This is a genomic window from Streptomyces sp. NBC_01235 (assembly GCF_035989285.1).
In the GTDB taxonomy this organism is placed as follows: Bacteria; Actinomycetota; Actinomycetes; order Streptomycetales; family Streptomycetaceae; genus Streptomyces.
Genome location: NZ_CP108513.1, coordinates 7903765 through 7927789 on the forward strand (window position 1 = coordinate 7903765; position 24025 = coordinate 7927789).

Consider the following 24025-nt stretch of genomic DNA (forward strand, 5'->3'; position numbering starts at 1 on the left):
GGGTGGTCGTGTCGCGCAGTACACCGCAGTCGTCGGGGCGTCGGCTGGAGGGCTCGATCGCGTGGGCGGTCAGGAACGCGGACGGGGTCGTCGCCATCGGCGTGGCCCTCACCGTGGGCCTGCTGGACATCACGGACAAGGGCTTCGACGAGGACAACGACATCGTCACCGGCGCCATCCTGCTGGTGCTGGCCGCGCTGGTCTTCGGATCCCTGACCGAGCGTCGGCGGCGGATGGCCGACATCCGCGCCGCAACCTCCGGGACGAGCCGGGCGATCGAGGACCTGGCCATGGTCCGCACACTGGCCGGCCCCGAAGTGGGCGTGGCGCACGAGCAGGCCCGGCGGAACACCGCCCGCTGGGTGTTCAAGGGCGGCACCGGCACCTATCTGCGGGCGGTCACGCTGCCGGAGTGCGTGCGGGAGGCGCAGCGGCAGCGCCGCTCCCTCAGCATGAAGATCGACATCGTCAACCCGGCCGACGACCGGGTGTGCGAGGCCTACGCCCGCTTCAGACGCACCTTCGGGCAGGGGGACACCGGCGGCTGGACCCTCGAACGCACCCGCAAGGAGTCGTACGCCACTGTCCTGGCCGCCAGTTGGCACCGGCAGCGGTTGGACACCCTGGAGATCGACGTCCATCTGAGCTCCGTGGCACCGGCGTTGCGCTTCGACCTGTCCGACACCTGCCTGATCATCACCCAGGACGACCCGCGCCGCGTCAGCCTGTACGTGGAGCGGGGGCGTCCGCTGTACGACTACTACGTCACCGAGTTGCACCAGAGCCGCGAGCAGGCGGTCAAGCTCGACCTGCGGGAGGCCACCCCGCTGAGCGAGGAACCGACCGTCGACGAGGTCGGGAGGCTGCTCGACCGGCTCGGGCTGCCGTTGCCGACGAGTTTCACCGACCGTGACATCGGCGACATCATCGACAAGGCGTTGCACGCGGAGGATCCGTACCGCAGGTGAGCGCCGCGGGGTGAACGAGGGGGAGCGATGGATTACCCGGCCCTGGAACGGGCCGCGCGCCGGGGTGAGTCCGCCGAGCTGGTGTGGCACGCCGCATCGGAACTGGAAGAGATCGTGTCCGGCCGCCGTGTGCTGCGCGCGGTGCGCCATCCACTGGGTTTCGTCTGCCTGCCCGTACTGCGCGACGGCGCGGAGGGCGTCTGCGTGCACGTCTTCGGGCCGACCGACCCCGTCCTGATGGACCATCAAGTGCACTCGCACAGCTGGGAGTTGACCAGCACCGTGCTGTACGGGCGGCTCAGCAACCGACGGATGGAGGTGGACGGGGAGTCCGCGCACCCCACCCACCGGGTCTTCGAGGTGCACAGCGCACCGTCCGGCGTGGACGAACTGCGGCCCACCAGGCGGCTGGTGCGCTGTCTGCCGGGCCCCGAACAGACGAGCTCACGAGGCCAGACCTACGCCCTTCCGGCAGGTGAGTTCCACACCACCGTGGTGCCGGACGGCCGTCCGACCGCCACCCTGGTGCTGGGGCGGACGCTGCCCGGCCGGGCGGATCTCTCCCTGGGCCCGCTCCGGGCTCCGGGCCACCGGGTGGTCCGCAGGATGTGCGACGCGGCCCAGACCGCCCGGATCGCCCAGGCCGCGCTCAGGAGGATCCATGAGCCCGAACGTCCCGGACTTCCCGAACGCCCCGTCGAACCCTCTGCCTGACTTCACCGCGGAGTGCCGTACCGCGGTGGCGGCCGCCGAGGCGGCCGGGGCGCTGCTGCGGTCCCGGTTCCCCGACGGCTTCGCCGCCCGCCCCAAGGGCGAACTCGGCGATGTCGTCACCGACCTGGACCTGCTGGCCGAAGGGCTGGTGGTCGACCGGATCCGCGCGGACTTCCCGCACGACCGGATCCTGGCGGAGGAGGCGGGCGACGCGGCCGTCGGCGACGGCGGCGCCCGCACCTGGCTGGTGGACCCCCTCGACGGCAGCAACAACGTGGTGATCGGGCTGCCCGTCTACGTCGTGGGCATCGCCCTGTGCGTCGACGGGGCGCCGGTGGTCGGCGTGGTGCACGACCCGGTGACCGGCCGGACCTGGTCGGCCCGTCACGGCGGCGGCGCACACGGCCCGTCCGGACGTCTCACCCCCGCCCCCCGGCCGCCCTCGCCGGCGGGCCCCCTGCTCGCCTGGACCCAGGGGCACTCGGTGCGCCGCGACGACCCCGCGGTCCGCGCCCTGCGGCACACCCTGGAACTGCGCTCCCGTCGACTGCTCCAGCTGTGGGCGCCCCTGCTGGCCTGGGCGATGCTGGCCCGCGGGGACATCGACGGCTTCGTCGGCTACCGCGCGGAGGCCATCGACCTGCCGGCCGGCGCCCTGCTGGCCCGCGAGGCCGGAGTGGTCCTGCGCCACCTCGACGGCCGCGACTTCACCGGAGGCTTCACCGGCCCGGACACCGAACGCTCCTTCGTCGCGGGCCGCCCCGAGGTGCTGCCGGCCTTGCTGGACCTGGTGGCCGAGTCGGCCACCGGCGGTGACGCGAAGCCCAGACACCCGGAGACGGCCCCATCGTGAGGTGCTGCCGGGCTTCGAGGTGCTACCGGGATTCATTCGCAGTGCATCGGGCTTCAGCCCGGTGGTGAAGCGAATCTGATGGTTGCGACGCGGAGCGTCGCGGATTCTTGTCCGGCGGAGCCGGATGGTGTGTCCACTACTCGTGGCGCGGAGCGCCGCGATGGCTGGTCCCGGCGGAGCCGTGCGGTGCTCACACCGGCCGGTTCTGCTGCTCGATGTACTGCCTGACCACGGAGAGCGGGGCGCCGCCGACGGTCCCGGCGAAGTAGGACCCGGACCAGAGCTTGTTGGCCCGCCAGTAGTGCCGTACCAGGTCGGGGAACTCTCCCCCAGCCTTCGGCCGGGAGGTGCCCCCAGGCGCAGACGGCGGGATGAGACGCCCTTGAGGGAGTTGACGAGCTTGGTGACGGCGACCTTGGGCGGGAAGTTCACCAGAAGGTGGACGTGGTTGTCCTCGCCGTTGAACTCCACCAGCTCGCACTCGAAGTCCGTGCACACCGACCGCATGATCTCCTCCATCCGCGTCAGATGGGCATCGGTGAACACCTTGTGCCGGAACTTGGTCACGAAAACCAAGTGGACATGCATCACGAAAGCACAGTGCCGGCCAGTTCTGATCTTCTGAATCTCGCCCATAACCCAAGTATTTAGTGTGACCGTCATGCAACTCCGGTACGGCTTCCGCCTGTACCCGGACACCGGCCAACGCACCGCGCTGGCCAAGGCGTTCGGGTGCGCCCGCGTCGTGTTCAACGACGCGGTCCGCGCCCGGGAGGACGCCCGCAAAGCGGGCGCAGCGTTCCCGACGGCCGGCGAGCTGTCCAAAAGGCTGATCACCGCCGCGAAGCAGACCCCTTCACGGGCCTGGCTGGGCGAGGTCTCCTCGGTGGTGCTCCAGCAGTCCCTGCGCGACGCCGAGGCCGCCAACAAGAACTTCTTCGCCTCCCTCAAGGGCGAGCGCAAGGGTGCGAAGACCGGTGCGCCCCGGTTCAAGTCCCGCAAGGACAAACGGCAGTCAATCCGCTTCACCGCCAATGCCCGCTGGTCGGTCACCGATTCCGGGAGGCTGAACCTTCCCAAGGTCGGCGCGGTAAAGGTGAAGTGGTCACGCACCCTGCCCGCACAGCCCTCCTCGGTCACCGTGATCAAGGACGCGGCCGGACGGTACTTCGCCTCCTTCGTCATCGAGACCGACCCGGCCGCCGATGCCACCCGCATGCCCGACACTGGCCAGACCGTCGGCATCGACCTGGGGCTCACCCTCCCCCAGACTCCGTCCGGGGGGACCCCCATCGCGGTCCTCTCCGACGGCACGAAGATCGACTCCCCGCGGTTCCTGCGCCGCGCGGAGAAGAAGCTGAAGAAGGCCCAGCGGGAGCTGTCCCGCAAACAGAAGGGCAGCAAGAATCGCGAGAAGGCGCGCCTGAAGGTCGCCCGCGCCCACGCGACGGTGACCGACGCGCGCCGGGAGTTCCACCACCAGCTCTCCACGAAGCTGATCCGCGAGAACCAAGCGATCGGTGTGGAGGACCTGGCGGTCAAGGGACTGGCGCGCACCAGGCTGGCCAAGAGTGTGCATGACGCGGGCTGGGCGCAGTTCGTGCACATGCTGGAGTACAAGGCGGTGAGATACGGGCGGACCCTGGTGAAGATCGACCGGTTCACACCGACCAGCCAGGTCTGCTCCGCGTGCGGGTTCAAGGACGGTCCCAAGCCCCTGCACATCCGGACCTGGACCTGTGCAGCCTGCGGTGTGGTCCATGACCGGGACCACAACGCCGCGAAGAACGTGAAAACGGCCGCCGGACTGGCGGTCGCCGCCTGTGGAGCGCAGGTCAGACCAGGACTCGTCCTGGCACAGCGCGACGAAGCAGGAAGCCACGGATTCTCTCCCGAACCCCGTGCCGCGTAGCGGCACAGCAACGGACGAGAAGGCCAGAATCCTCGGGCTTCAGCCCGAGGAGCAAGTCAACGGGTCAGCGCCAGCGCCCCCACCGACGCCGCCACCGCCGTGACCGCCAGGACCGCGCCCGTTCCCATCAGCCGGGTGACGGGCACCCGTACGCCGTACGCGAGGCAGCGCTCGTACCACAGGAGGGTCGCCAGGGAGGCCCACGGGGTGATCACCGGGCCCGCGTTGGTGCCCACCAGCAGAGCGAGGAGCTGGTCGTGGTTGCCCACCGGGACGGCCGCCTCGCCGGCCAGGTAGACGGGCAGGTTGTTCAGGACGTTCGACAGGCCGCCGCCGACCGCCGCCGCGCGGAACTGGCCCAGGACGCCGCCGTCCTGGCCGACCGCGGCGGCCAGCAGGTCGTGCAGGCCGTGCGCGTTGACCGTCTCCACCACCAGGAACATCCCCGGCACCATCACCAGCAGCCGCCACGGGACGAGGGACCAGCGCAGCGCCGACCGGCCGCGCAGCGCGAAGGCGGCGACGGCGACCGCCGCCGCCGTCGCGGACGCGATCCACAGCTCCACGTCGGCGACCAGGATCGCCAGCAGGAACCCGCCGCAGGCGAGGGCGCAGGCACGGAAGAGGACGGGGTCGGCGGGGCGGTGCACCGGAGGCGGGACATAGCGATCGGCGCGCGCCCCCCGTACGTCCTGCACCCGTACGTCCTGTACCCGGACGTCCTTCACCCCGACGTCCTCGACGCGCGCCGCCCCCGGTCCGGCGCGCGGCACGTCGGCCGGTTCGGCGCCGCCCCGGCGGCCCCGGCGCCAGAAGAACCCCCACAGACAGGCCATCGTCACGGCGATCGCCGCCAGTTGGGGCGCCCACATGCGTTCCGCCAGCCCCAGCGGGGACAGCGCGACGCGGTCCGCGGCCAGCAGGTTCGTCAGGTTGGAGACCGGCAGGAGCAGGCTCGCGGTGTTGGCCAGCCACACGGTCGTCATCGCCAGCGGGACCACCGCGATGCCGACCCTGGTGGCCAGCGCCAGCATCACGGGGGTCAGGAGCACGGCCGTGGTGTCGAGGTTCAGGGAGATCGTCGTGACGGACGCGAAGGCCACGCACAGCAGGAACAGCAGCGGGTAGCTGCCCCGGCCCGCCCGTGCCACGCGAGCCGCCACCACATCGAACACCTCGGCCCTGCTGGTCAGTTCGGCCAGCACGATCACCGTGCCGAGGAACGCCAGCAGCGGAGCGATCCGGCTCATCGCGTCGCCCGCGTCAGCGGGAGGCAGCAGCCCCGAGGCAACGCACACCAGTCCGGTCGCGAGCAGGCCGATCGCCACCCGGTCCAGCACATGCAGACGTCGGAAGACAGACACGGGGGAAGGGTCGCACAAGTGTGCTCCCCTGTGACCGGGGGGTTGGCGTGAAACCAGTCCAAAACGACGCTCGTCCATTGCATCATGAATATATGGGGGACCGTCAGATGACCGGTGACACCGGGCCGTTGGACTTCTTCGTCAGTTACTCGCCGGCCGACGAACGCTGGGCGTCCTGGATCGCCTGGACGCTGGAGGAAGCCGGCTACCGAACCGTGCTCCAGGCCTGGGACTTCGTGCCCGGCACCAACTTCGTGGACTTCATGGACCGGGGGGTGAGCGAGTCCGCGGCCGTCATCGCCGTGCTGTCACGCAACTACGAGCGTTCCCGGTACGGCCGGATGGAGTGGCAGGCCGCGCTGCGCGCCGACCCGGACGCGCCCGAGCGCCGGCTGCTGACGGTCCGGGTCGAGGACATCCCGGTCGAGGGGCTGCTCGCCACCATCACCTACGTCGACCTGGTGCCCGTCACCGATCCGTCCGCCGCCCGTGACCTGCTCCTCACCCGCGTCCGGCAGGCCCTCGACGGGCGGGCCCGGCCCAGCCTGCGGCCCGAGTACCCGGGCGACGGCTCGCCGTTCCCGCCCGCCCCCGCCGTGCCGGTCGCGCCCGCCTCCGGACGGCCGCTCGGGCGGCCCGGCTGGGCCGGGCGCCGCAGGCCCGCCGCGCCGCCGGCCTACCCTCGCCTCTCCGGGGACGCGGCGACGCGCGAGGCGGTCACCGTGCTGCACCTGGCCGGTCCCGCGTTCGGGCGGGGGCAGGATCCGGCCGAGTTGCAGGCGGCGATCTGGGGCGATCTCGTCGAGCTCACCGACGCCGGGGCGCCCTCGCCCGACCTGCTGGTCGTCACCGGCGACCTCACCGCCTCCGGCAGCCCCCGCGAGTTCGACCAGGCGCTCGCCTTCCTCACCGGACTGCGTGCGCTGCTCGGCCTCGAACCGCACCGGGTCGCCCTCGTCCCCGGCGGCCACGACGTCAACCAGGCCGCCTGCCGGGCCTACTTCAGCACCTGCGAGGCCGACGAGATGCCGCCCCGGGCGCCGTACTGGCCCAAGTGGCGGCACTTCGCCCGGCTCTTCCAGGAGCTCTACCAGGGGCTCGACGCCGTCTTCGACAGCGACCAGCCGTGGACCCTGTTCCCCGTGCCCGAACTGCACACCGTCGTCGCCGGGCTCAACTCCTCCATGGCCTACAGCCATCGGCTCGACGACCGGTACGGCTTCGTCGGACCCGAGCAGGCCGCCTGGTTCGCGCAGGCCCTCAGACCGTACGAGGAGGAGGGGTGGCTGCGGATCGGCGCGCTGCGGCACGCCCCCGGGACCGCCCGCGCCGGGGTGCCGCGCGGCGCAGGCCCGGACGGCTCGGGGCCGCTGCGCGACACCGACGTGCTGGCCCGGCTCACCGCGCCCAGGCTGCACCTGCTGCTGCACGGCCCGTCCGGCCCCGGCGCGCACGCCGTCCTGCCCACCGCCTCCGGCGAGCTGCCGCTGCTCGGCGCCGCCGGACCCGCCCGGCACCAGCTGCTGCGCATCGGCCGCGACGGACTCGCCGCCTGGCCGGGCCCCGGCGATCCGCGCCGCAGCGCGGTCGAGTGGCGCCGTGCGCACCGCGCGTTCGGCCCCGAGGACCCGGTTCCCGCCCGCCCGGATCAGATCACCACCCCCGAACCCGAGCCGCGTGCCGTGCAGTCCCCGGCCGAGATACTGCTGGCCCGCGTCGCGGAGGTCTGCCGGACCCGGCACGAGGGCGCGCAGATCCGCCCGGTGGCCGGAGCGGTCCCCCAGCTGCTGGTCACCTGGACCCAGTCGGGCTTCGTACGACAGCAGCGGGTCGCCGTGCACACCGGCACCCCCACCGACCAGGACGTCGAACGGGTGGTCGCCCTCGTGCACGCGGCCGACTCCGAGACCGAGGCCGAACTCGTCCACGACGGCCCGCCGCCCGCTCGTGAGCTGCGCGACCAGGCCCGCCGCAGAGGCGTCCGGGTGCGCAGCTTCACCGAGTTCCAGGGACTGCTCGACCTGCGGGCCTACGTCGGCGCCCAGAGCGAACGGCTGCGCACCGACCCCCGCTACCCCCCGGGCATGTACCTGCCCCAGCGCTACCGCGAGATCGAGCGCCTCGACGCCGAGGACCGCGACGGCCTGGTCGACGACATGCTCCGCCTCCTCGACTCCGACCAGGGTCGCTTCCTGCTCCTGCTCGGCGACTTCGGCCACGGCAAGACGTTCGCGCTGCGCGAGCTGGCCCGCCGCATCCCCGCGGAACTCCCGCACCTGGTCCCGCTGTTGGTGGAACTGAACACGCTGGACCGGGCCTACTCCTTCGAGGGCCTGGTCGCCGCGCACCTCGCCGCGCACGGCGTCGACAACATCGACCTGCGCGCCTTCCGCTACATGCTCCAGCAGGGCCGGATCGTGCTCCTCTTCGACGGCTTCGACGAACTCGTCACCCGGGTGACGTACGACCGCGCCGCCGAACGCCTCCAGGTGCTGCTGGACTCCGCCGTCGACAGCGCCAAGATCGTCGTCAGCAGCCGCACCCAGCACTTCCGCTCCCAGGGCCAGGTGCTGACCGCGCTCGGCGAACGCGTCGGCCTGCTCCCGCACCGCCGCGTCCTCGCGGTCCAGGAGTTCACCCCGCAGCAGATCCGCGCCTACCTGGTCAACCGCTACGACGGCGACGAACGCGCCGCCGACCGCCGGGTGCGCCTGCTCGACGCCATCCCCGACCTGCTCGCCCTGTGCCGCAACCCCCGCCTGCTGGGCTTCGTCGCCGACCTCGACGACGACCACCTGCGGGCCGTCGCCGGGGCGGGCCGCGCGCTCAGCCCCGCCGCCCTCTACCAGGAGGTGCTCAGCGCCTGGCTGCGCTTCGAGCAGCAGCGCGCCGGCGGCGGCCCCGGCCGCGCCCCCGGGCTCAGCCTGGACCAGTTGTGGCACGCGGTCACCGCGCTCGCCCTGCGGCTGTGGCAGAGCGGCCAGGACTCGCTGCGCCTCGACGAGCTGACGGACGTCGCCGAGACCCTGACCGGCCTCGCCGACAGCCGGCTGTCCGTCCCGCAGGCCGCGCACGCGGTCGGCTCCGGCAGCCTGCTGGTGCGCAGCGAGGACGGCGTGTTCCGGTTCATCCACGGTTCGGTGGTGGAGTGGCTCATCGCCCGCGAGTGCGCCGTGCGGCTGGCCGCCGGGGACACCGCGCTGCTGGGCGGGCGCCAGCTCAGCCGGCTCGCCGTGGAGTTCCTGTGCGACCTGGCCGACCACCGCGCCTGCCAGGAGTGGGCCGAACAGGCGCTGGACGGCGCGGACCCCGGGGACGCGGAGGCCGCCCGGGCCAACGCCGTGAAGATCCTCTCCCGGCTGCGGGTGCCCGCCCACACCGACCTGCGCGGCGCCGCGCTCGGCGGGGAGGACCTCTCCTACCGTGACTTCTCCGGCGTCGACCTCACCCGCGCCGACCTCACCGACGCCCGTCTCGTCGGCGCCAACCTCTCCGGCGCCGTCCTGCGCGACGCCCGGCTGACCGGCGCCCGGCTCGACGGCGCCGATCTCACCGGCGCCGACCTGCGCGGCGCCGACCTGCGGCGGGCCCGGCTGATCCGCACCGACCTGACAGGCGCCCGGGTCGAGGGCGGCCGCTGGCGGCGGGCCGCGCTCATCGGCGCGACCACCGGGCCCGGACTCCAGGACACCCCCGAACTGGCCACCGCCGCGTTCGCGCCCGGCATGGCCGTCGACTTCGGCTTCCGGCCCTCCGCGGTCGGCGTGCCGTACGGCTTCGACGTGCGCACCAGCCGGCTGCCCGAACCGATCTCCTACAGCCCGGACGGCGAACTCCTCGCCGTCGGCGCCGAGGACGGAGGGGTGCTGGTCTGCGACGCCGTCACCGGCACCGCCCTGCGTACCCTCCAGGGCCACACCGACCGCGTCTACGCCGTCAAGTTCCGCGAACGGGTGCTGGCCACCGGCAGCGCGGACGGCACCGTCCGGCTGTGGGACCCGGTGTCCGGCGCGTGCAGGCGGGTGCTGGGCATCCACGACAGCGGAGTCTGGCCGGTCGTCCTCGACGCCACGGGCTCCCTGCTGGCCACCGGCGACGCCGACGGCGTGGTCACCGTGTGGGACACGGCCACCGGCGCCCCGCTGCACCGGCTGCCCGGTCACTCCGCCCCCGTCTACACCGTCGCGTTCACGGCGGACAACGCCACCCTCGTCACCGGGGACGCCTCCGCCGCCGTCCGGCTGTGGGACCTCGCCACCGGGCGGCTGCTGGGGGCGCTGCCGGGGCACCGGGGGGCGGTGTTCCGGGCCCGGTTCAGCCCCGACGGCACGCTGCTGGCGACCGGTGACATGGGCGACGGACGGGCCGGGACCGTGCGGGTGTGGGACGTGGCCGGGCGGCGCGTGCTGCACACGTTCAGCGGGCATGCCGGGCGCGTCTACACGCTGGACTTCCACCCCGGGGGCCGGTTCCTGGTGAGCGGCGACACCGAGGGCGAGGTGCGGCTGTGGGACCTGGCCGCCGGGGCCGGCGCCGGGGTGCTCGGCGGCTGCCGCGGGGCCGTCTACCAGGTGCTGTTCGATCCCGAAGGGACCCTGCTGGCCGCCGGTGACAGCCAGGGCGTGGTCCGGCTGTGGCGCGTCGCCCCGGAGGCCGACCCGATCGCCGTGCCGCTCACCCGCCAGCCCGCGGAACACCGCGGCTCGGTCTGGGTGTGCAAGTTCCGCCGACACGCAGAGGGCGCCGCGGGGGCCGCGGCCTCCGGGGGCTCCGCGGGCCTCGCCCCGGAGACCGGCTCACTGCTGGTGACCGGCGGCAACGACGGCGTCGTCCGGCTCTGGGACCCGGCCACCGGCCAGGGACGGCGGATCCTGCGCGGACACGGCCGGCGGATCGGCACGCTCTCCTTCAGCGCCGACAGCTCGCTGCTGGCGGCCGGCGGCAACGACGGCGTAGTCCGCCTGTGGCACACCCCCTCGGGGCGGCGGCTGCGGGAACTGGCGGGCCGGAGCGACCGGCTGGTCTCGGCCGTGTTCAGCCCCGGCGGCCCGCTGCTGGCCACCGCGAGCAGCGACGGCGACATGTACGTGTGGAACGCCGAGACGGGCGAGTACCAGCGCGAGATGGACGTCGAGACGGACCATGTCTGGGCGGAGGCGTTCAGCCCGGACGGCGAACTGCTCGCCACCGCCAACGACGACGACACCGTGTGCCTGTGGTACCGGGCGACCGGCGCGCACGTCGTCACCATCGGCGAGCATCTCGGCCGGGTCCGCTCCATCGCCTTCCGGCCCGACGGCGCGGTCCTGGCGACGGGCTGCGACGACCGCAAGGTGCGCATCTGGGACCTGGCCGAGCGCCGCGTCACCGCCGTCCTCGACGGGCACACCGACCGGGTGTACGCCGTCGCGTTCGCGGCGGACGGCTCCTGGCTGGCCAGCGCCTCCTGGGACGGCCGGGCGGTGATCTGGCGGGACGGCGTGGCCGTGCACCGGCTCACCGGCCACACCGGCAAGGTGTGGACGGCCTCGGCCCATCCGCGCCGCCCGCTCCTGGCCACCGCGGGCGACGACCGTACCGTCCGCCTCTGGGACGCCCACACGGGCCGCGAACTCGCCGCCCTCACCGGCCACACCGGCCGCGTGCTGGCGGTCGCCTTCAGCCCCGACGGCGCACTGCTGGCGAGCGGCGGAGAGGACGGCACGGTCCGCGTGTGGGAGGTCCCCGCCGACCGCCCGGCCGCGCTCCGCGCCACCCTGGTCGGCCTGCCGGGTGGCTGGGCCGCGCTGGCGCCGTCCGGCGGCTACAAGTACGAGGGGGACGTCACCGGCGAGTTCTGGCACGCGGTGGGCATGTGCCGGTTCGAGCCGGGGGAGCTGGACGGGCATCTGCCGGGCGTGCGCAACGTACCGCTGGAGGACCCGCTGGAGTGAAGGGGGCGGTGGCTACTTGAGCGCGGCCATGATGATGCGGTTGATCACCGGGTTGTCGTCCTCGCTCTTCGCGTCCGTGGAGTCGACCGAGTAGACGAGGGTGCGGCTGAGGTCCCTGGTCCCGACGATCAGCGCGTTGTAGCCGTACCGGCCGCCGGACTTGCCCCAGTAGACCTTCCCGTCAGGGGCGTCGAGGCGTGTGAGGCCGGCGCTGTAGACCGCGCCCTCGATGCCCGCCGGGACCGTGAACATCTCCTTCAGCTGCGGCTCCGGCACGATCCGGCCCCGGAAGAGGGCGGTGAGCAGCCGCTCCAGATCGGCGGTCGTGGAGATCATGTCCCCGGCCGCGAACCGGTCCGCCTGGTTCCACTCGGTGACGTCAAGGAACTCCGTCGTCCCGTCGGCCTTCTCCACCACCTGGTAGCCGTGGTTGTGCGGGCCGAGGATGCGCGGGTCGGTGCCGGGGAAGTAGGTGTCCCGCATGCCGGCCGGCGCCAGGACCAGGCGGGTGGCCTCGGACGCGTACGACCGTCCGGTCACCTTCTCGATCAGCAGGCCGAGGAACGTGTAGTTGATGTTGAGGTAGTGCTGCTTCTTCCCCGGGCAGAACTCCGGCTTCTTCGCGCCCGCCGACGCGGCGACCCGCTGCGGGGTCAGTGTGTCGAAGCGGTGCGCGTACACCTCCTCGAAGGTGTTCCCGAGGCCGTCGCCCGCCGGGATGCCGCTGGTGTGGTTGAGTAACTGCCGTACGGTGACCGGCCGGAACTGCTTGCCGAGCAAGCCGGGCAGGTAGTGCTGGATCGGGGTGTCGAGGTCGATCCGTCCCTCGGCCACCAGCCGCAGCACGGCCGCCGCCGTCACCACCTTCGTCGTCGAACCGGCCCGGAAGCGGGCGTCGGGGTCGGCCGGCGTGCCGCTCGCCAGATCGTGCACGCCCGCGCTGCCGCGCCAGGTGCCGTCGGTGCCGCCGACCCGGACGAGCGCGGCGGTCGCGTCGGCGTCCGGGAGCCCGGTGAGCGCGGCGGCGAGGGCCTGGGTGTCGAGGTTGTTCGTGTGCTGTACGGCGGCTGACGCGGGCGTGGCGAAGGCCGGGGCGGCCAGCGGTCCGGCCGCCGTGAGGGCGAGGACGAGGGAGGCGGCGAGGACGGTGGTACGGCGGCGGACGCGCATCCGGGAACTCCAGGGTGGGGGTGTCGGAAGACTCGTGATGATCCTCCGGCGGTGTGGGACCGTTCCGGATCGTCGCCGAGGAGGGCGCCCGCCCCCGAAGAAACCCGGAGCAACTGCCTTACGAGATAGTGGAGTTGCCAGGGAAGTCCCCTACGGGTACCGGAAAAGTGTTATCCGGGAGCCGTCCGGCCGTCCCCATGGGTGTGATCTCCGACATTGCCAACAACGGGGGCCCGGCTGAGAGGGTGCGGGCATGAGGACGTACGCCGACGCCGAGGCCGCCCGGCACTGGCGTGCCACCATCGCCGACGCGCAGGCCGGCGACCGGCAGGCGCTGGACGAGCTGGTCGCGGGCTGGCTGCCGCTGGTCTACAACATCGTCGGCCGCGCCCTGAACGGCCACGCCGACGTCGACGACGTCGTCCAGGAGACCATGCTGCGCGCCGTCGACAACCTCGGCTCGCTGCGCGACCCCGACAGCTTCCGTTCCTGGCTGGTCGCGATCGCCATGCGCCAGATCCGGGACCGCGCGCGCCGCAGGACGACGCAGCCCCTCGACGAGAGCGTGCCACAGGACGACGCCGCCGACTTCGCCGAACTCACCGTCCTCCGGCTCCAGTTGGAGGGTCAGCGGCGCGAGGTCGCGGAGGCGGTGCGCTGGCTGGACGACGAGGACCGGCAGCTGCTGTCGCTGTGGTGGCTGGAGGTCGCGGGCGAACTCACCCGCCGGGAGCTGGCCGCCGCCGTCGGCGTCAGCCGCCAGCACGCCGCCGTGCGCGTGCAGCGGGTGAAGGAGCGCCTGGAGGTCTCCCGGGGCATCGTGCGCGCCCTCGACGGCGCCTGCCCCGACCTGCGCGAGCTGACCGCCCGCTGGAACGGCCGCCCCGACTCCGTGTGGCGCAAGCGGCTGGCCCGCCACATCCGCGGCTGCGGTTACTGCGGCGACCCCCGCGAGTCGGTCGTACCGGCGGAACGGCTGCTCGTCGGGATCGCGCTGGTGCCGGTGCCGGCCGGCTTCACGATCTCCCTGGCCCTCGGCGGCAAGACGGCGGCCGCGGCCACCGCCACGGCCTCCGCCGGCTGGTCCGCGAAGGTGCTGACCGCACTGACCAAGCCGGCCGTCGCGGTCACGGCCGGCGCGACACTCGCCGCGGGCGGCGCCTACGTCGTCGTACAGACCCCCGAGGACCCGCCCTCGCGCGCGAGCGTCGTCCCCACGGCGGCGAGCACTCCCGCCCTCTCGCCGGCCCCCTCCCCCTCCGCCTCGCCGTCCCCCTCGTCGTCGGTGACGCAGGAGAAGACCGCGCTGTACGGCAGTGTCGTCGACGCCGTCGACAGCGCGCCCGCCCCGGACTCCCCGCCGGCCGCCCTGCCGCAGCGGCCCGCGGCCGGCGTCACCAGCAGCGGCGGCGCGCACGCGATCATGAACCACCGCGGGGACAGCGTGACGCTCAGCGGCCAGGGCTATGTCCTGGTGCGCTGGCAGATATCGCCGCAGTACCGCTCCGGCGGCCTGGTCATGCCGAGCTGGACCGGCCTCAGGGGCAAGCTCTTCCACGTGGCCTCGGGCGGCGGCCGCCGCATGGACGACCCCGCCGGCGGCACGGACAGCACGGCCACCGGTATGGGCAGCAAGACCACCGGCTTCATCGTCCTGCCGTCCGGCACCCAGCAGATGTGGCAGAACGAGTACTTCTACCTCACCGGCAGCGTCACCCTCACCGTGAACGAGCGGGGTGCCGACTACGGCCTCAGCGTCTTCCCGACGACCTGGGACGCGGTGGAGAAGGACGTCACGAGCGGCCCCGCCCAGGGCGCGCGGCGCTACGGCCTGGTCCGCGACACCGGCGGGGACGACACACCGGTCCCGCAGTACGTCACCCGCGAGACCCCGGCCGACCCGGCGACGGTCCCTCAGGCCTCGCGCGTGTAGCGGTCCTGGGCTTCCATCACCTCGTCCCCGTGGTCGTGCGCCCAGGCGCCGAAGGCCTGGATCGGTGCGAGCAACGTCCTTCCCAGGCAGGTGAGTTCGTACTCCACCCGCGGTGGCGACCCGCCGTGGGCCTGCCGCGTGACGAGCCCGTTGAACTCCAGCCGGCGCAGAGTCTGCGTCAGCACCTTCTGACTGATTCCGCCGATGCGTGCCCGCAGCTCACCGGGGCGTCCGGGCCCGTCCTTGAGGGCCCAGATCACCACCGGGTTCCAGGTGTTGGAGACGAGGTCGAAGGCGAGCCGGGTCCGGCAGTCGGCGAGGAACGCGAGGTCGGCGGTCACGTACCGAATGGTGCCCGAGCGGCTTCCTACTGTCGTGGGAGATCCGTGGAACAGGCCGTGGAACAGAGGAGGCATCATGCGCGTGGGGATTCTCGGGACGGGTGGAATGGCGGACGCGCTGGGCGCCCAGTGGCGGCGGGCCGGGCACGAGGTGATGACCGGAGGCCGCTCCGGAGGGCTGCGGGAGGCGGCGGAGTCCGGGACGGACGCGGTGCTGCTCGCGGTTCCGTACGAGGCCGTGGTCGAGGTGGTCGCCGGGCTGGAAGGAGCCTTGCGCGGACGGGTGCTGATCGACTGCACCAATCCGGTGGGCCCGGATTTCGGCCTGCTCACGGCGGGCGGCCCGTCAGCGGCCGAACGCGTCGCCTCCGCCGCACCGACCGCGCACGTGGTGAAGGCCTTCAACCTGTGCCACGTCGACGTCTGGCGCCTGAACCCGCCCGTCTTCGACGGCCGCCCCCTCGCCGTCCCGCTGTGCGGGGACGACGAAGCGGCCCTGTCCGTCGTACGCCGACTCGTCCGCGACCTGGGCTGCGAGCCGCTGAACGCGGGGGGACTCGACAGGGCCGGTCTGCTGGAGGCGACGGCGGCACTGCTGATCCGGCTGTGGTCGGGGGAGGGCGCGGACGCCCAGGCGATCTCGCCGCCCCTGGCGTACGCGGCGGGTTAACCCCGCTTGCGCAGGGCGGTCAGGACGTCGATGCGGTTGGTGGTGATGGAGTCGACGCCCAGGTCGATGAGCCGGCGCATGGAACGGCGGGTGTCGGGGGTCCAGACGGAGAGCAGGTAGCCGTCGTGGTGGACGCGGGCGGCCAGGTCCCGGTCGACGAGAGAGAAGCGGTAGTTGAGCCAGCGCGGCTTCACCACCGCGAGGAGGGCGGGGCGCGGGGGCGCCAGGCTCGTGCGGGTCAGGGCGATCTCGGCGGACGGGTCGGCGCCGCGCACGGCGAGCATCTCGGCGGCGCCCGCACAGTAGTAGGCCCGGTCGGCCGCCCCCGCCTCCCGCACGGCGTCCACCACCCGGCGCGCCTCCCGCACGTCCCGCATGCCCGGAAGGTCCAGCATGACCCGGCTGCCGTCGGTCGCGGCGAGCGCCTCCGCGAGGGTCGGCACCGCGCCCGACGTCAGCCCGCGCACCTCGGCGGCCGACAGCGAGCGCAGTGGCCGGTCCAGCCCCCACAGCCGCTTCAGCGTCTCGTCGTGCAGCAGCACGGGCACGCCGTCCTTGGTGAGGCGGACGTCGAACTCGACGGCGTCCGCGCCCTGGTCGAGCGCGGAACGCAGCGAGTCGAGCGTGTTCTCACGGAAGCGGTACGGGTCGCCGCGATGGGCCACGGCAGTGAGCGTCTGCATGGGCCCATTGTGACGTCAGGGGGCGAGCCATCCCGCCGTGTAGGTGTCGATCTCGTTCCTGACGCGTCGCTTGCCGGCCTCGTCCAGGAAGGACGTCTCGACAGCGTTCCCGGCGAGGTCGGCGAGACCTCGCTCGTCGAGGTCGAGGAGACGGGCGGCGACCGCGTACTCGTTGTTCAGGTCGGTGCCGAACATCGGCGGGTCGTCGGAGTTGATCGTGACCAGGACGCCGGCCTTCACGAACTCCTTGATCGGGTGCTCGTCGAAGGTGCGGACCGCGCGCGTGGCGATGTTCGAGGTCGGGCACACCTCCAGGGCGACGCGGTGCTCGGCGAGGTGCGCGAGCAGCCTCTCGTCCTGCGCGGAGCTGGTGCCGTGTCCGATGCGCTCGGCGCGCAGATGGGTCAGCGCGTCCCACACCGTCTGGGGGCCGGTGGTCTCGCCGGCGTGCGGCACCGAGCGCAGCCCGGCGGCGATCGCCCGGTCGAAGTACGGCTTGAACTGCGGGCGCGGCACGCCGATCTCGGGGCCGCCGAGCCCGAAGGAGACCAGCCCCTCGGGGCGGATCCGGTCGTCGGTGGCGAGCCGCGTCGTCTCCTCGGCGGCCTCCAGGCCGGCCTCGCCGGGGATGTCGAAGCACCAGCGCAGCACGGTCCCGAACTCCGCCTCGGCCGCCTTGCGGGCGTCCTCGATCGCGTCCATGAAGGCGAGCTCGTCGATGCCGCGCCGGGTCGAGGAGAACGGGGTGATGGTCAGCTCGGCGTAGCGCACCTGCTGGCGGGCCAGGTCCCGGGCGACCTCGTAGGTCAGCAGCCGGACGTCCTCCGGGGTGCGGATGAGGTCGACGACGGACAGGTACACGTCGATGAAGTGGGCGAAGTCCGTGAACGTGAAGTAGTCGGCCAGGGCCTCGGGGTCGGTGGGCACCTTGGAGTCGGGGTGCCGGGCGGCCAGCTCGGAGACGATGCGGGGGGAGGCGGAGCCGACGTGGTGGACGTGCAGTTCCGCCTTGGGCAGCCCGGCGATGAAGGCGTGCACGTCGCGGGCGCCGGCCGCGGCGGCCGCGGTGGGACCGGCGGGTGCGCCGGAGGCGGGGGCTGCGGCGGAGGTGCCGGACGCGGCGGGGGCGTCGAGGCGGTCGGTCATGGGGTCCTCCCCGGGACGGCGCCCCGGGCCTGGCGGGCCGGACGGGACGCGGGTGATCGGCTGATCGATGAGTCGGGATCATCGTAGGCGGAGGGCGCGGGGGACCGCCGTCGGCCTCGCCCACGGCACGGCCCGCCACCCACATCCACGGCCGCGGGCCGTAGCATGACGGAACGTACACATGACGGAACGTACGCGAGACGGAACGGCGTTCGGATGACGGAACGCGGGACGGAACTCGGGACGGAGCGCATGGCCGAGGGTGACAAGAGGGGATCCACGCATGTCCGACGACGCGCCGACTCCGGCCGGTGACGCCGCCCGCGACCCGTGGCCCGCGCCCGCTTCCGACGAGGCAGCCGGTCCGCAGGACGCGGTTCCCAGGGTGCCGTTGGACAAGGGAGCGGCGGACACGGGCGCCGCGGACAAGGGTGCCGCGGACAAGGGTGCCGGTGCCGCCGGTTCTCCCGCCACGCCCAACCCCTGGGCCGCCCCGGGCGACAGCGCGTGGAGCGGGCCCGGCCACACCGTCGCCGCGAACCAACCGCTGGCCCCCGCCCCTGCTCCCGCCCCCTCCTCTCCGGATCAGGCGTCCCCGCCCGTCCACGACCAGCGGACGGTCACCTCGCTGCCCGCGGACGGGACCGCGCAGCCCTGGGCCACCCCCTTCGGGCACCCGCAGACGAACGGTCCGTTCGGGTCCTTCCCGCCGCCCGACCCCGCGACGGCCGCCGGCGGCCCGCCGCCCAACCCCAACCCCTTCGCACCTCCCGCCCAGGGCGGGGCGGTCCCTCCACCGCCCATCGCACCCGACGGGCCCGGACAGGTCCCCTACGGCTATCCCGGCGGCTACGGCTACCCGCCCCCTCCCCACTACGGGGGCGGCGCTGCGGGCCCCTACGGCTGGGCGGGGCACGGGGCGGGGGACAGCAACGGCATGGGCGTCGCCGGGCTCGTGCTCGGGATCATCTCGGCCGTCGTCTTCTGCCTGTGGCCCCTGGCGATCGTCCTCGGCATCCTGGGTGTCGTCTTCGGCGCGATCGGGCGCGGCAAGGCCCGACGGGGCGAGGCCTCCAACCCCGGTCAGGCGCTGGCCGGGATCATCTGCGGAGCGGCGGGCATCGTGCTCGCCATCGGAATGGGCGTACTGGTGATCGTGGCCCCCTGAGATCCCGCCGGCCCCCGGCACCGGCTGACCACGGCTCAGACAGATGCCGGCCGGTCCCGGCACCTCTCCAGTCGGTCCTGGCAACGTTCCGGCCGGTCCCGGCACCTCTCCAGTCGGTCCTGGCAACGTTCCGGCCGGTCCCGGCAAGGCTCTGGCCGGTCCCGTCACCGTTCCAGCCGGTCCCGGCGCCGTTCCGGCTGGCCCCGGCACCTCTCCGGCCGGTCCCGGCAGCCCCGGGCATGGTTCCAGTCGGTTCCGGCGGGTCCGGGCGCCACGGTTCGGGCCTCGGCCCCGAAGGCCCGGTCGGGCTGGAGTCGGGCCAGTCCCCGAAGGTGCGGTTGGGCCAGGGGAAGCCGGCCCCGGCGGGTTCCAGGGGGTTCCGAAACAGGGCCCGGCAGGTTCTTCCTGCCCCTCAGGCCTCCGCTCTCAACCGCTCCCGGGCCTCCATCAGGGCGAAGCCCAGCAGGTTCGGGCCCCGCCAGCGCTCCGGGTCCATCGCCGCCTCGTCGTCCGCCGCCAGGCCGATGCCCCACACGCGGTCCACGGGGCTCGCCTCCACCAGCACACGCTTGCTCGTGCTCAGCAGGAACGCTCGCAGCCCGGCGTCCGAGGCGAACTTGTGGACGCTGCCCTCGACCACGATCCGGAACCGCTCCCGCTCCCAGGTCGCCTCGTCGAAGCCGCGCACCAGCCGCCCCTCCTTCTTCGCCTGGGCGGGGGACCTGGCGGCCAGCGCCCTCCGCTCCGCCTCCGCGTCCTCGAAAAGCCGCGCCTTCCCGGCCATCATCCAGTGCTCGGCCGTCGCATACGTGACTCCGTCGACCACGAACGGTGACGGCCACCACTGGCTCAGACAGCTCTGGCCCAGCCGGCCGTCCGGCTGCGGCCGGTGCCCCCAGAAGTGCAGGTACTTGATCCTCGCCCCTGCCCGGACCTCCCTGACCAGGGCCTCCCGGCAATCGATCCTCTCCATGCACGCCAGCATGGCAGGCACCACTGACACTGCGTCCCGCCTTTTCCGTTCCGACTCGACACCTGGTCGACCCCCGTCGACAGATTCCGTCGCGTAACCAAAAGGCAACAACGGAATCACTTGTTGGAGTGCCCTTGCTCTGCCAGGATCGGCAATCAAATCAGGCTGGAGCTACGCCACCCGCCCCCGCGCACAGCGGGGCGAAGGCGGAGGAGAGCGACATGCAGGACCGGTTCCCCGCACAGGAACGTTTCGCGGACGGCGCCCAGTACATCGGAGGCCGTCTCACCCACGGCACCTCGCCCCGGACCCACTCCGTGGTCGACCCCGCCACCGGCGAGGAGGTCCACACCTACCGCCTGGCGAGCGCGGACGACGTCGACGCGGCTGTCGCCGCCGCCCGCGCCGCCTTCCCGGCGTGGTCCGGTGCCACACCGGGCGAGCGCTCGGACGCCCTGCACCGCTTCGCCGCCGTCCTCGCCGAGCGCGCAGAGGAGTTCGCCCGGGCCGAGTCCCTGCAGTGCGGCAAGCCGCTGAAGCTGACCCGCGAGTTCGACGTGCCGGGGACGATCGACAACACCGCCTTCTTCGCCGGCGCAGCCCGCCACCTCGCCGGGCAGTCCGCGGGCGAGTACTCCGGCGACCACACCTCCTACGTCCGCCGCGAACCCATCGGCGTCGTCGGCTCCATCGCGCCCTGGAACTACCCCCTCCAGATGGCCGCCTGGAAGATCCTCCCGGCGATCGCCGCGGGCAACACCATCGTGCTCAAGCCCGCCGAGCTCACCCCGCTCACCTCCCTCCTCTTCGCCCAGGCGGCGACAGAGGCGGGCCTCCCCGACGGTGTCGTCAACATCGTCAACGGGACCGGAAAGGAGGCGGGCGAGCACCTCGTCGGGCACCCCGACGTCGTCATGACCTCCTTCACCGGCTCCACCGCCGTCGGCAAGCGCGTCGCCGAGGTCGCCACCGCGACCGTCAAGCGGCTCCACCTGGAGCTCGGCGGCAAGGCGCCGTTCGTCGTCTTCGACGACGCCGACCTCGAGGCCGCCGCCAACGGCGCGGTCGCGGGCGCGCTCATCAACACCGGGCAGGACTGCACGGCCGCCACGCGCGCGTACGTGCAACGGCCCCTCTACGAGGCGTTCGTCGAGCGGACGGCCGCCCTGATGGAGACCGTCCGGCTCGGTGATCCCTTCGCCCCCGGCACCGACCTCGGCCCCTTGGTCTCGCACGTCCAGCGCGACCGCGTCGCCGCCTTCGTCGACCGGGCGCGCGCCTACGCGCGCGTGGTGACCGGCGGCGAGGCCCCTCAGGGCGATCTCAAGAACGGGGCCTACTACCTCCCCACCCTGATCGCGGACGCGGCCCAGGACAGCGAGATCGTCCAGTCCGAGATCTTCGGACCGGTCCTGGTCGTCCTGCCCTTCGACAGCGACGACGAGGGCATCGCGCTCGCCAACGACACCCCGTACGGGCTCGCGGCCTCCGCCTGGAGCCGGGACGTGTACCGGGCGAACCGGGCGACACGCGAGATCAAGGCCGGATGCGTGTGGGTCAACGACCACATCCCGATCATCAGCGAGATGCCGCACGGCGGCTACAAGGCCTCCGGCTTCGGCAAGGACATGTCAGCGTACTCGTTCGAGGAGTACACCCAGATCAAGCACGTTATGTTCGATAACACTGCGGTGGCCCGGAAGCCCTGGCACCGCACCATCTTCGGGGACTGACAAGCGACGACGATCGGCCGCCGACCACGGCCGGACCTCCCGAAAGGGCACCACGCGCATGGAGCAGTACGAGCCCGACCGCCTCAGTCCGGCCCAAGTGGCCGCCATACGGCGCAGCTTCCGCAGCGGCAGGGCGGCCCTGACCCGCCGGTCGCTGCTGCGCGCCTCCGCCGGCGGCGCGCTCACCCTGGGCGGCCTGGGGGCCTTGAGCGGCTGCGGGATCCCCGCGGCCGGCAAGACCACCGGCGGTACGTCCGCCGAGGACCACTCGGCGAAGGAGAAGACCGTCAACTTCTCCAACTGGACCGAGTACATGGACGTCGACGACAGCGGCAAGCACCACCCGACGCTCGACGCGTTCACCAAGCGGACCGGTATCACGGTCAAGTACACCGAGGACATCAACGACAACAACGAGTTCTTCGGCAAGATCAAGCCGCAGCTCGCCGCGGGCCAGGACACCGGCCGCGACCTGATCGTCCTCACCGACTGGCTGGCCGCCCGCCTCATCCGCCTGGGGTGGGTCCAGAAACTGGACGCGTCCAACCTGCCGCACGCCTACGCCAACCTGTCCGCGCAGTTCCGCAGCCCCGACTGGGACCCGGGCCGGGCGTACTCGTACCCCTGGCAGGGCATCTCCACGGTCATCGCCTACAACAAGAAGGCGCTGGACGGCGTCGAGGTGAAGTCGGTCTCCGACCTGCTCGACAACCCCAAGCTCAAGGGCCGCGTCGGCTTCCTCACCGAGATGCGCGACAGCGTCGGCATGACCCTGCTGGACATGGGCAAGGACCCGGCGAAGTTCACCGACGACGACTACGACGCGGCCATCGCCCGCCTCCAGAAGGGCGTCGACAGCGGCCAGATCCGCCGCTTCACCGGCAACGACTACACCTCCGACATCACCAGCGGCGACTTCGCGGCCTGCATCGCCTGGGCCGGTGACGTCGTCCAGCTCAAGGCGGACAGCCCCGACGTCGACTTCGTCATCCCCGACAGCGGCTACATGACGTCCAGCGACAACCTGCTGATCCCCAACAAGGCACGTCACAAGACGAACGCCGAGCGGCTCATGGACTACTACTACGAGCCGGAGCCGGCAGCCGAGCTCGCCGCGTACATCAACTACGTCTGTCCCGTCGACGGAGTGAAGGACGCGCTGACGAAGATCGACGCGGATGCGGCGAACAACCCGCTGATCATCCCCGACAAGGCCATGCAGGCGAAGTCCCGTTCCTTCCGCTCCCTGAGCTCGAAGGAAGAGACCGCCTACGAAGCGAAGTTCGCGAAGCTCACTGGGGCGTGACGACGATGAAGACCACAGACAACGGCAGCGGCGACGTCCGCCTCTCCGGCATCAGCAAGACCTACGGCTCCTTCACCGCCGTCCACCCGCTCGACCTGACCGTCCCACAGGGCTCCTTCTTCGCCCTGCTGGGCGCCTCCGGCTGCGGCAAGACCACCACCCTGCGCATGATCGCCGGCCTGGAGGAACCTTCCTCCGGCACCGTGCACCTCGGCGACCAGGACGTCACCGCGCTCCCGCCGTACAAGCGCCCGGTGAACACGGTCTTCCAGTCCTACGCCCTCTTCCCGCACCTCGACATCTTCGAGAACGTCGCCTTCGGCCTGCGCCGGCGTGGCATCAAGAGCGTGAAGAAGCAGGTCGAGGACATGCTGGAGCTCGTCCAGCTCGGAGAGCAGGCGCGCAAGAAGCCGCACCAGCTCTCCGGCGGCCAGCAGCAGCGCGTCGCCGTGGCCCGCGCCCTCATCAACCACCCCAAGGTGCTCCTCCTCGACGAACCCCTGGGCGCCCTCGACCTCAAGCTGCGCCGCCAGATGCAGCTGGAGCTCAAGCGCATCCAGACCGAGGTCGGCATCACCTTCGTACACGTCACGCACGACCAGGAGGAGGCCATGACGATGGCCGACACGGTCGCCGTGATGAACGCGGGGCGCGTCGAACAGCTCGGCTCGCCGACCGATCTGTACGAGAACCCGAACACCACCTTCGTCGCCAACTTCCTCGGCACGTCGAATCTGATCGAGGCCGAGGTCGACACCAAGAACGGCGACGACATCGTGCTGAAGGCGGGCGGCGGCAAGCTCGTCCTGCCAAAGGCCCGCTGCTCCGCGCCCACGACGGCCGGCGGCAAGGTGCTGGTCGGCGTCCGCCCGGAGAAGATCTCCCTCACCCACGCCGACGACGCGGGCGAGATCGCCGAGGGCCGCAACCGCATCACCGGGAAGATCGCCAACTCCTCGTTCATCGGCGTCTCCACCCAGTACGTCATCGACAGCGCGGTCTGCCCCGACTTCGAGGTCTACGCCCAGAACATCGACCGCGACTCCCGGCTGGTCCCCGGCGCGGACGTCGTCCTGCACTGGAGCCCGGCCCACACCTTCGGCCTGGACGCGTCACAGGACATCGACGCCGGCATCCAGGAAGAGACGGCGGTCTGAG

17 protein-coding genes and 1 pseudogene are annotated in these 24025 nt (G+C 72.5%); 11 read left to right on the plus strand and 7 right to left on the minus strand.

Annotation, left to right across the window (positions count from 1 at the left end; genetic code table 11):
* The first annotated feature begins 8 nt into the window (after positions 1-8).
* From OG289_RS35760 to OG289_RS35770, 3 genes are read left to right on the plus strand one after another with little or no spacing between them, the layout of a single operon-like run.
* On the plus strand, positions 9-968 hold the full coding sequence (locus tag OG289_RS35760; RefSeq protein ID WP_327318164.1) for a hypothetical protein: 960 nt from the start codon (positions 9-11) through the stop codon (positions 966-968).
* Positions 969-995: 27 nt separating this feature from the next.
* Positions 996-1682: a hypothetical protein gene (locus OG289_RS35765; RefSeq protein ID WP_327318165.1), complete on the plus strand. Its 687-nt coding sequence runs from the start codon at positions 996-998 to the stop codon at positions 1680-1682.
* On the plus strand, positions 1630-2535 hold the full coding sequence (locus OG289_RS35770; RefSeq protein WP_327318166.1) for an inositol monophosphatase family protein: 906 nt from the start codon (positions 1630-1632) through the stop codon (positions 2533-2535). Before OG289_RS35765 ends, OG289_RS35770 begins: the two co-directional genes overlap by 53 nt.
* 190 nt (positions 2536-2725) lie before the next feature.
* On the opposite strand, the pseudogene tnpA reads toward OG289_RS35770, so the two are convergent.
* A pseudogene (gene tnpA / locus OG289_RS35775) lies at positions 2726-3171 on the minus strand (IS200/IS605 family transposase).
* A gap of 25 nt (positions 3172-3196) precedes the next feature.
* Between tnpA and OG289_RS35780 the strand changes: the two are divergent.
* Positions 3197-4447, plus strand: a complete 1251-nt coding sequence (locus tag OG289_RS35780; protein ID WP_327315816.1) for an RNA-guided endonuclease InsQ/TnpB family protein — start codon at positions 3197-3199, stop codon at positions 4445-4447.
* A 56-nt stretch (positions 4448-4503) separates the two neighbouring features.
* On the opposite strand, the gene OG289_RS35785 is transcribed toward OG289_RS35780, so the two are convergent.
* Positions 4504-5811 carry an SLC13 family permease gene (locus OG289_RS35785; protein WP_327318167.1) on the minus strand — a complete coding sequence of 436 codons (1308 nt, stop codon included), beginning with the start codon at positions 5809-5811 and terminating at the stop codon, positions 4504-4506.
* Positions 5812-5903: 92 nt separating this feature from the next.
* On the opposite strand from OG289_RS35785, the gene OG289_RS35790 reads away from it, so the two are divergent.
* Positions 5904-11744 (plus strand): TIR domain-containing protein, encoded by a 5841-nt coding sequence (locus OG289_RS35790; RefSeq protein ID WP_327318168.1) that lies wholly within the window; start codon positions 5904-5906, stop codon positions 11742-11744.
* Positions 11745-11756: 12 nt separating this feature from the next.
* Here OG289_RS35790 and OG289_RS35795 read toward each other — a convergent pair whose 3' ends face one another.
* Positions 11757-12914, minus strand: a complete 1158-nt coding sequence (locus OG289_RS35795; RefSeq protein WP_327318169.1) for a serine hydrolase domain-containing protein — start codon at positions 12912-12914, stop codon at positions 11757-11759.
* 253 nt (positions 12915-13167) lie between these two features.
* On the opposite strand from OG289_RS35795, the gene OG289_RS35800 reads away from it, so the two are divergent.
* Entirely contained in the window at positions 13168-14847 is a 1680-nt protein-coding gene (locus tag OG289_RS35800; protein ID WP_327318170.1) for an RNA polymerase sigma factor, read from the plus strand.
* On the opposite strand, the gene OG289_RS35805 is transcribed toward OG289_RS35800, so the two are convergent.
* The gene (locus OG289_RS35805; protein WP_327318171.1) at positions 14829-15188 is read right to left on the minus strand and encodes a winged helix-turn-helix transcriptional regulator; all 360 of its coding nucleotides are present in this window, start codon (positions 15186-15188) and stop codon (positions 14829-14831) included. The genes OG289_RS35800 and OG289_RS35805 overlap by 19 nt on opposite strands.
* Positions 15189-15264: 76 nt before the next feature.
* On the opposite strand from OG289_RS35805, the gene OG289_RS35810 reads away from it, so the two are divergent.
* Positions 15265-15858, plus strand: coding sequence for an NADPH-dependent F420 reductase (locus OG289_RS35810; RefSeq protein ID WP_327318172.1), 594 nt, complete (start codon positions 15265-15267; stop codon positions 15856-15858).
* Here the strand turns inward: OG289_RS35810 and OG289_RS35815 are convergent.
* Together OG289_RS35815 and OG289_RS35820 are read right to left on the minus strand one after the other, a co-directional pair.
* Positions 15855-16541: a glycerophosphodiester phosphodiesterase gene (locus OG289_RS35815; RefSeq protein WP_327318173.1), complete on the minus strand. Its 687-nt coding sequence runs from the start codon at positions 16539-16541 to the stop codon at positions 15855-15857. The two genes, OG289_RS35810 and OG289_RS35815, sit on opposite strands and share 4 nt — an antisense overlap.
* Positions 16542-16556: 15 nt before the next feature.
* Positions 16557-17687, minus strand: a complete 1131-nt coding sequence (locus OG289_RS35820; RefSeq protein ID WP_442819001.1) for an adenosine deaminase — start codon at positions 17685-17687, stop codon at positions 16557-16559.
* Between the two features lie 283 nt (positions 17688-17970).
* Here OG289_RS35820 and OG289_RS35825 point away from each other — a divergent pair, with 283 nt between their 5' ends.
* A complete protein-coding gene (locus OG289_RS35825; RefSeq protein WP_327318174.1) occupies positions 17971-18855 on the plus strand; it encodes a DUF4190 domain-containing protein in 885 nt (294 codons plus the stop codon).
* A gap of 412 nt (positions 18856-19267) precedes the next feature.
* On the opposite strand, the gene OG289_RS35830 is transcribed toward OG289_RS35825, so the two are convergent.
* Positions 19268-19828 carry an NADAR family protein gene (locus OG289_RS35830; RefSeq protein WP_327318175.1) on the minus strand — a complete coding sequence of 187 codons (561 nt, stop codon included), beginning with the start codon at positions 19826-19828 and terminating at the stop codon, positions 19268-19270.
* Positions 19829-20049: 221 nt separating this feature from the next.
* On the opposite strand from OG289_RS35830, the gene OG289_RS35835 reads away from it, so the two are divergent.
* Genes OG289_RS35835 through OG289_RS35845 form a run of 3 tightly spaced genes read left to right on the plus strand, consistent with a single transcriptional unit; the run spans position 20050 to position 24024 of the window.
* Complete coding sequence (locus tag OG289_RS35835; RefSeq protein ID WP_327318176.1) at positions 20050-21561, plus strand: gamma-aminobutyraldehyde dehydrogenase; 1512 nt, start codon at positions 20050-20052, stop codon at positions 21559-21561.
* Positions 21562-21619: 58 nt separating this feature from the next.
* The gene (locus tag OG289_RS35840) at positions 21620-22867 is read left to right on the plus strand and encodes a polyamine ABC transporter substrate-binding protein (protein WP_327318177.1); all 1248 of its coding nucleotides are present in this window, start codon (positions 21620-21622) and stop codon (positions 22865-22867) included.
* Positions 22864-24024, plus strand: coding sequence for an ABC transporter ATP-binding protein (locus tag OG289_RS35845; protein WP_442819002.1), 1161 nt, complete (start codon positions 22864-22866; stop codon positions 24022-24024). Before OG289_RS35840 ends, OG289_RS35845 begins: the two co-directional genes overlap by 4 nt.
* Position 24025: the final 1 nt, after the last annotated feature.

Excerpts from the sequence above, each read along its gene's own strand:
- OG289_RS35765 (WP_327318165.1), top strand. The coding sequence starts at position 996 with ATGGATTACCCGGCCCTGGAACGGGCCGCGCGCCGGGGTGAGTCCGCC.
- OG289_RS35770 (WP_327318166.1), top strand. The coding sequence starts at position 1,630 with ATGAGCCCGAACGTCCCGGACTTCCCGAACGCCCCGTCGAACCCTCTG.
- OG289_RS35780 (WP_327315816.1), top strand. The coding sequence starts at position 3,197 with ATGCAACTCCGGTACGGCTTCCGCCTGTACCCGGACACCGGCCAACGC.
- OG289_RS35790 (WP_327318168.1), top strand. The coding sequence starts at position 5,904 with ATGGGGGACCGTCAGATGACCGGTGACACCGGGCCGTTGGACTTCTTC.
- OG289_RS35795 (WP_327318169.1), bottom strand. The coding sequence starts at position 12,914 with ATGCGCGTCCGCCGCCGTACCACCGTCCTCGCCGCCTCCCTCGTCCTC.
- OG289_RS35800 (WP_327318170.1), top strand. The coding sequence starts at position 13,168 with ATGAGGACGTACGCCGACGCCGAGGCCGCCCGGCACTGGCGTGCCACC.
- OG289_RS35810 (WP_327318172.1), top strand. The coding sequence starts at position 15,265 with ATGCGCGTGGGGATTCTCGGGACGGGTGGAATGGCGGACGCGCTGGGC.
- OG289_RS35815 (WP_327318173.1), bottom strand. The coding sequence starts at position 16,541 with ATGCAGACGCTCACTGCCGTGGCCCATCGCGGCGACCCGTACCGCTTC.
- OG289_RS35820 (WP_442819001.1), bottom strand. The coding sequence starts at position 17,687 with ATGACCGACCGCCTCGACGCCCCCGCCGCGTCCGGCACCTCCGCCGCA.
- OG289_RS35825 (WP_327318174.1), top strand. The coding sequence starts at position 17,971 with ATGTCCGACGACGCGCCGACTCCGGCCGGTGACGCCGCCCGCGACCCG.
- OG289_RS35830 (WP_327318175.1), bottom strand. The coding sequence starts at position 19,828 with ATGGAGAGGATCGATTGCCGGGAGGCCCTGGTCAGGGAGGTCCGGGCA.
- OG289_RS35835 (WP_327318176.1), top strand. The coding sequence starts at position 20,050 with ATGCAGGACCGGTTCCCCGCACAGGAACGTTTCGCGGACGGCGCCCAG.
- OG289_RS35840 (WP_327318177.1), top strand. The coding sequence starts at position 21,620 with ATGGAGCAGTACGAGCCCGACCGCCTCAGTCCGGCCCAAGTGGCCGCC.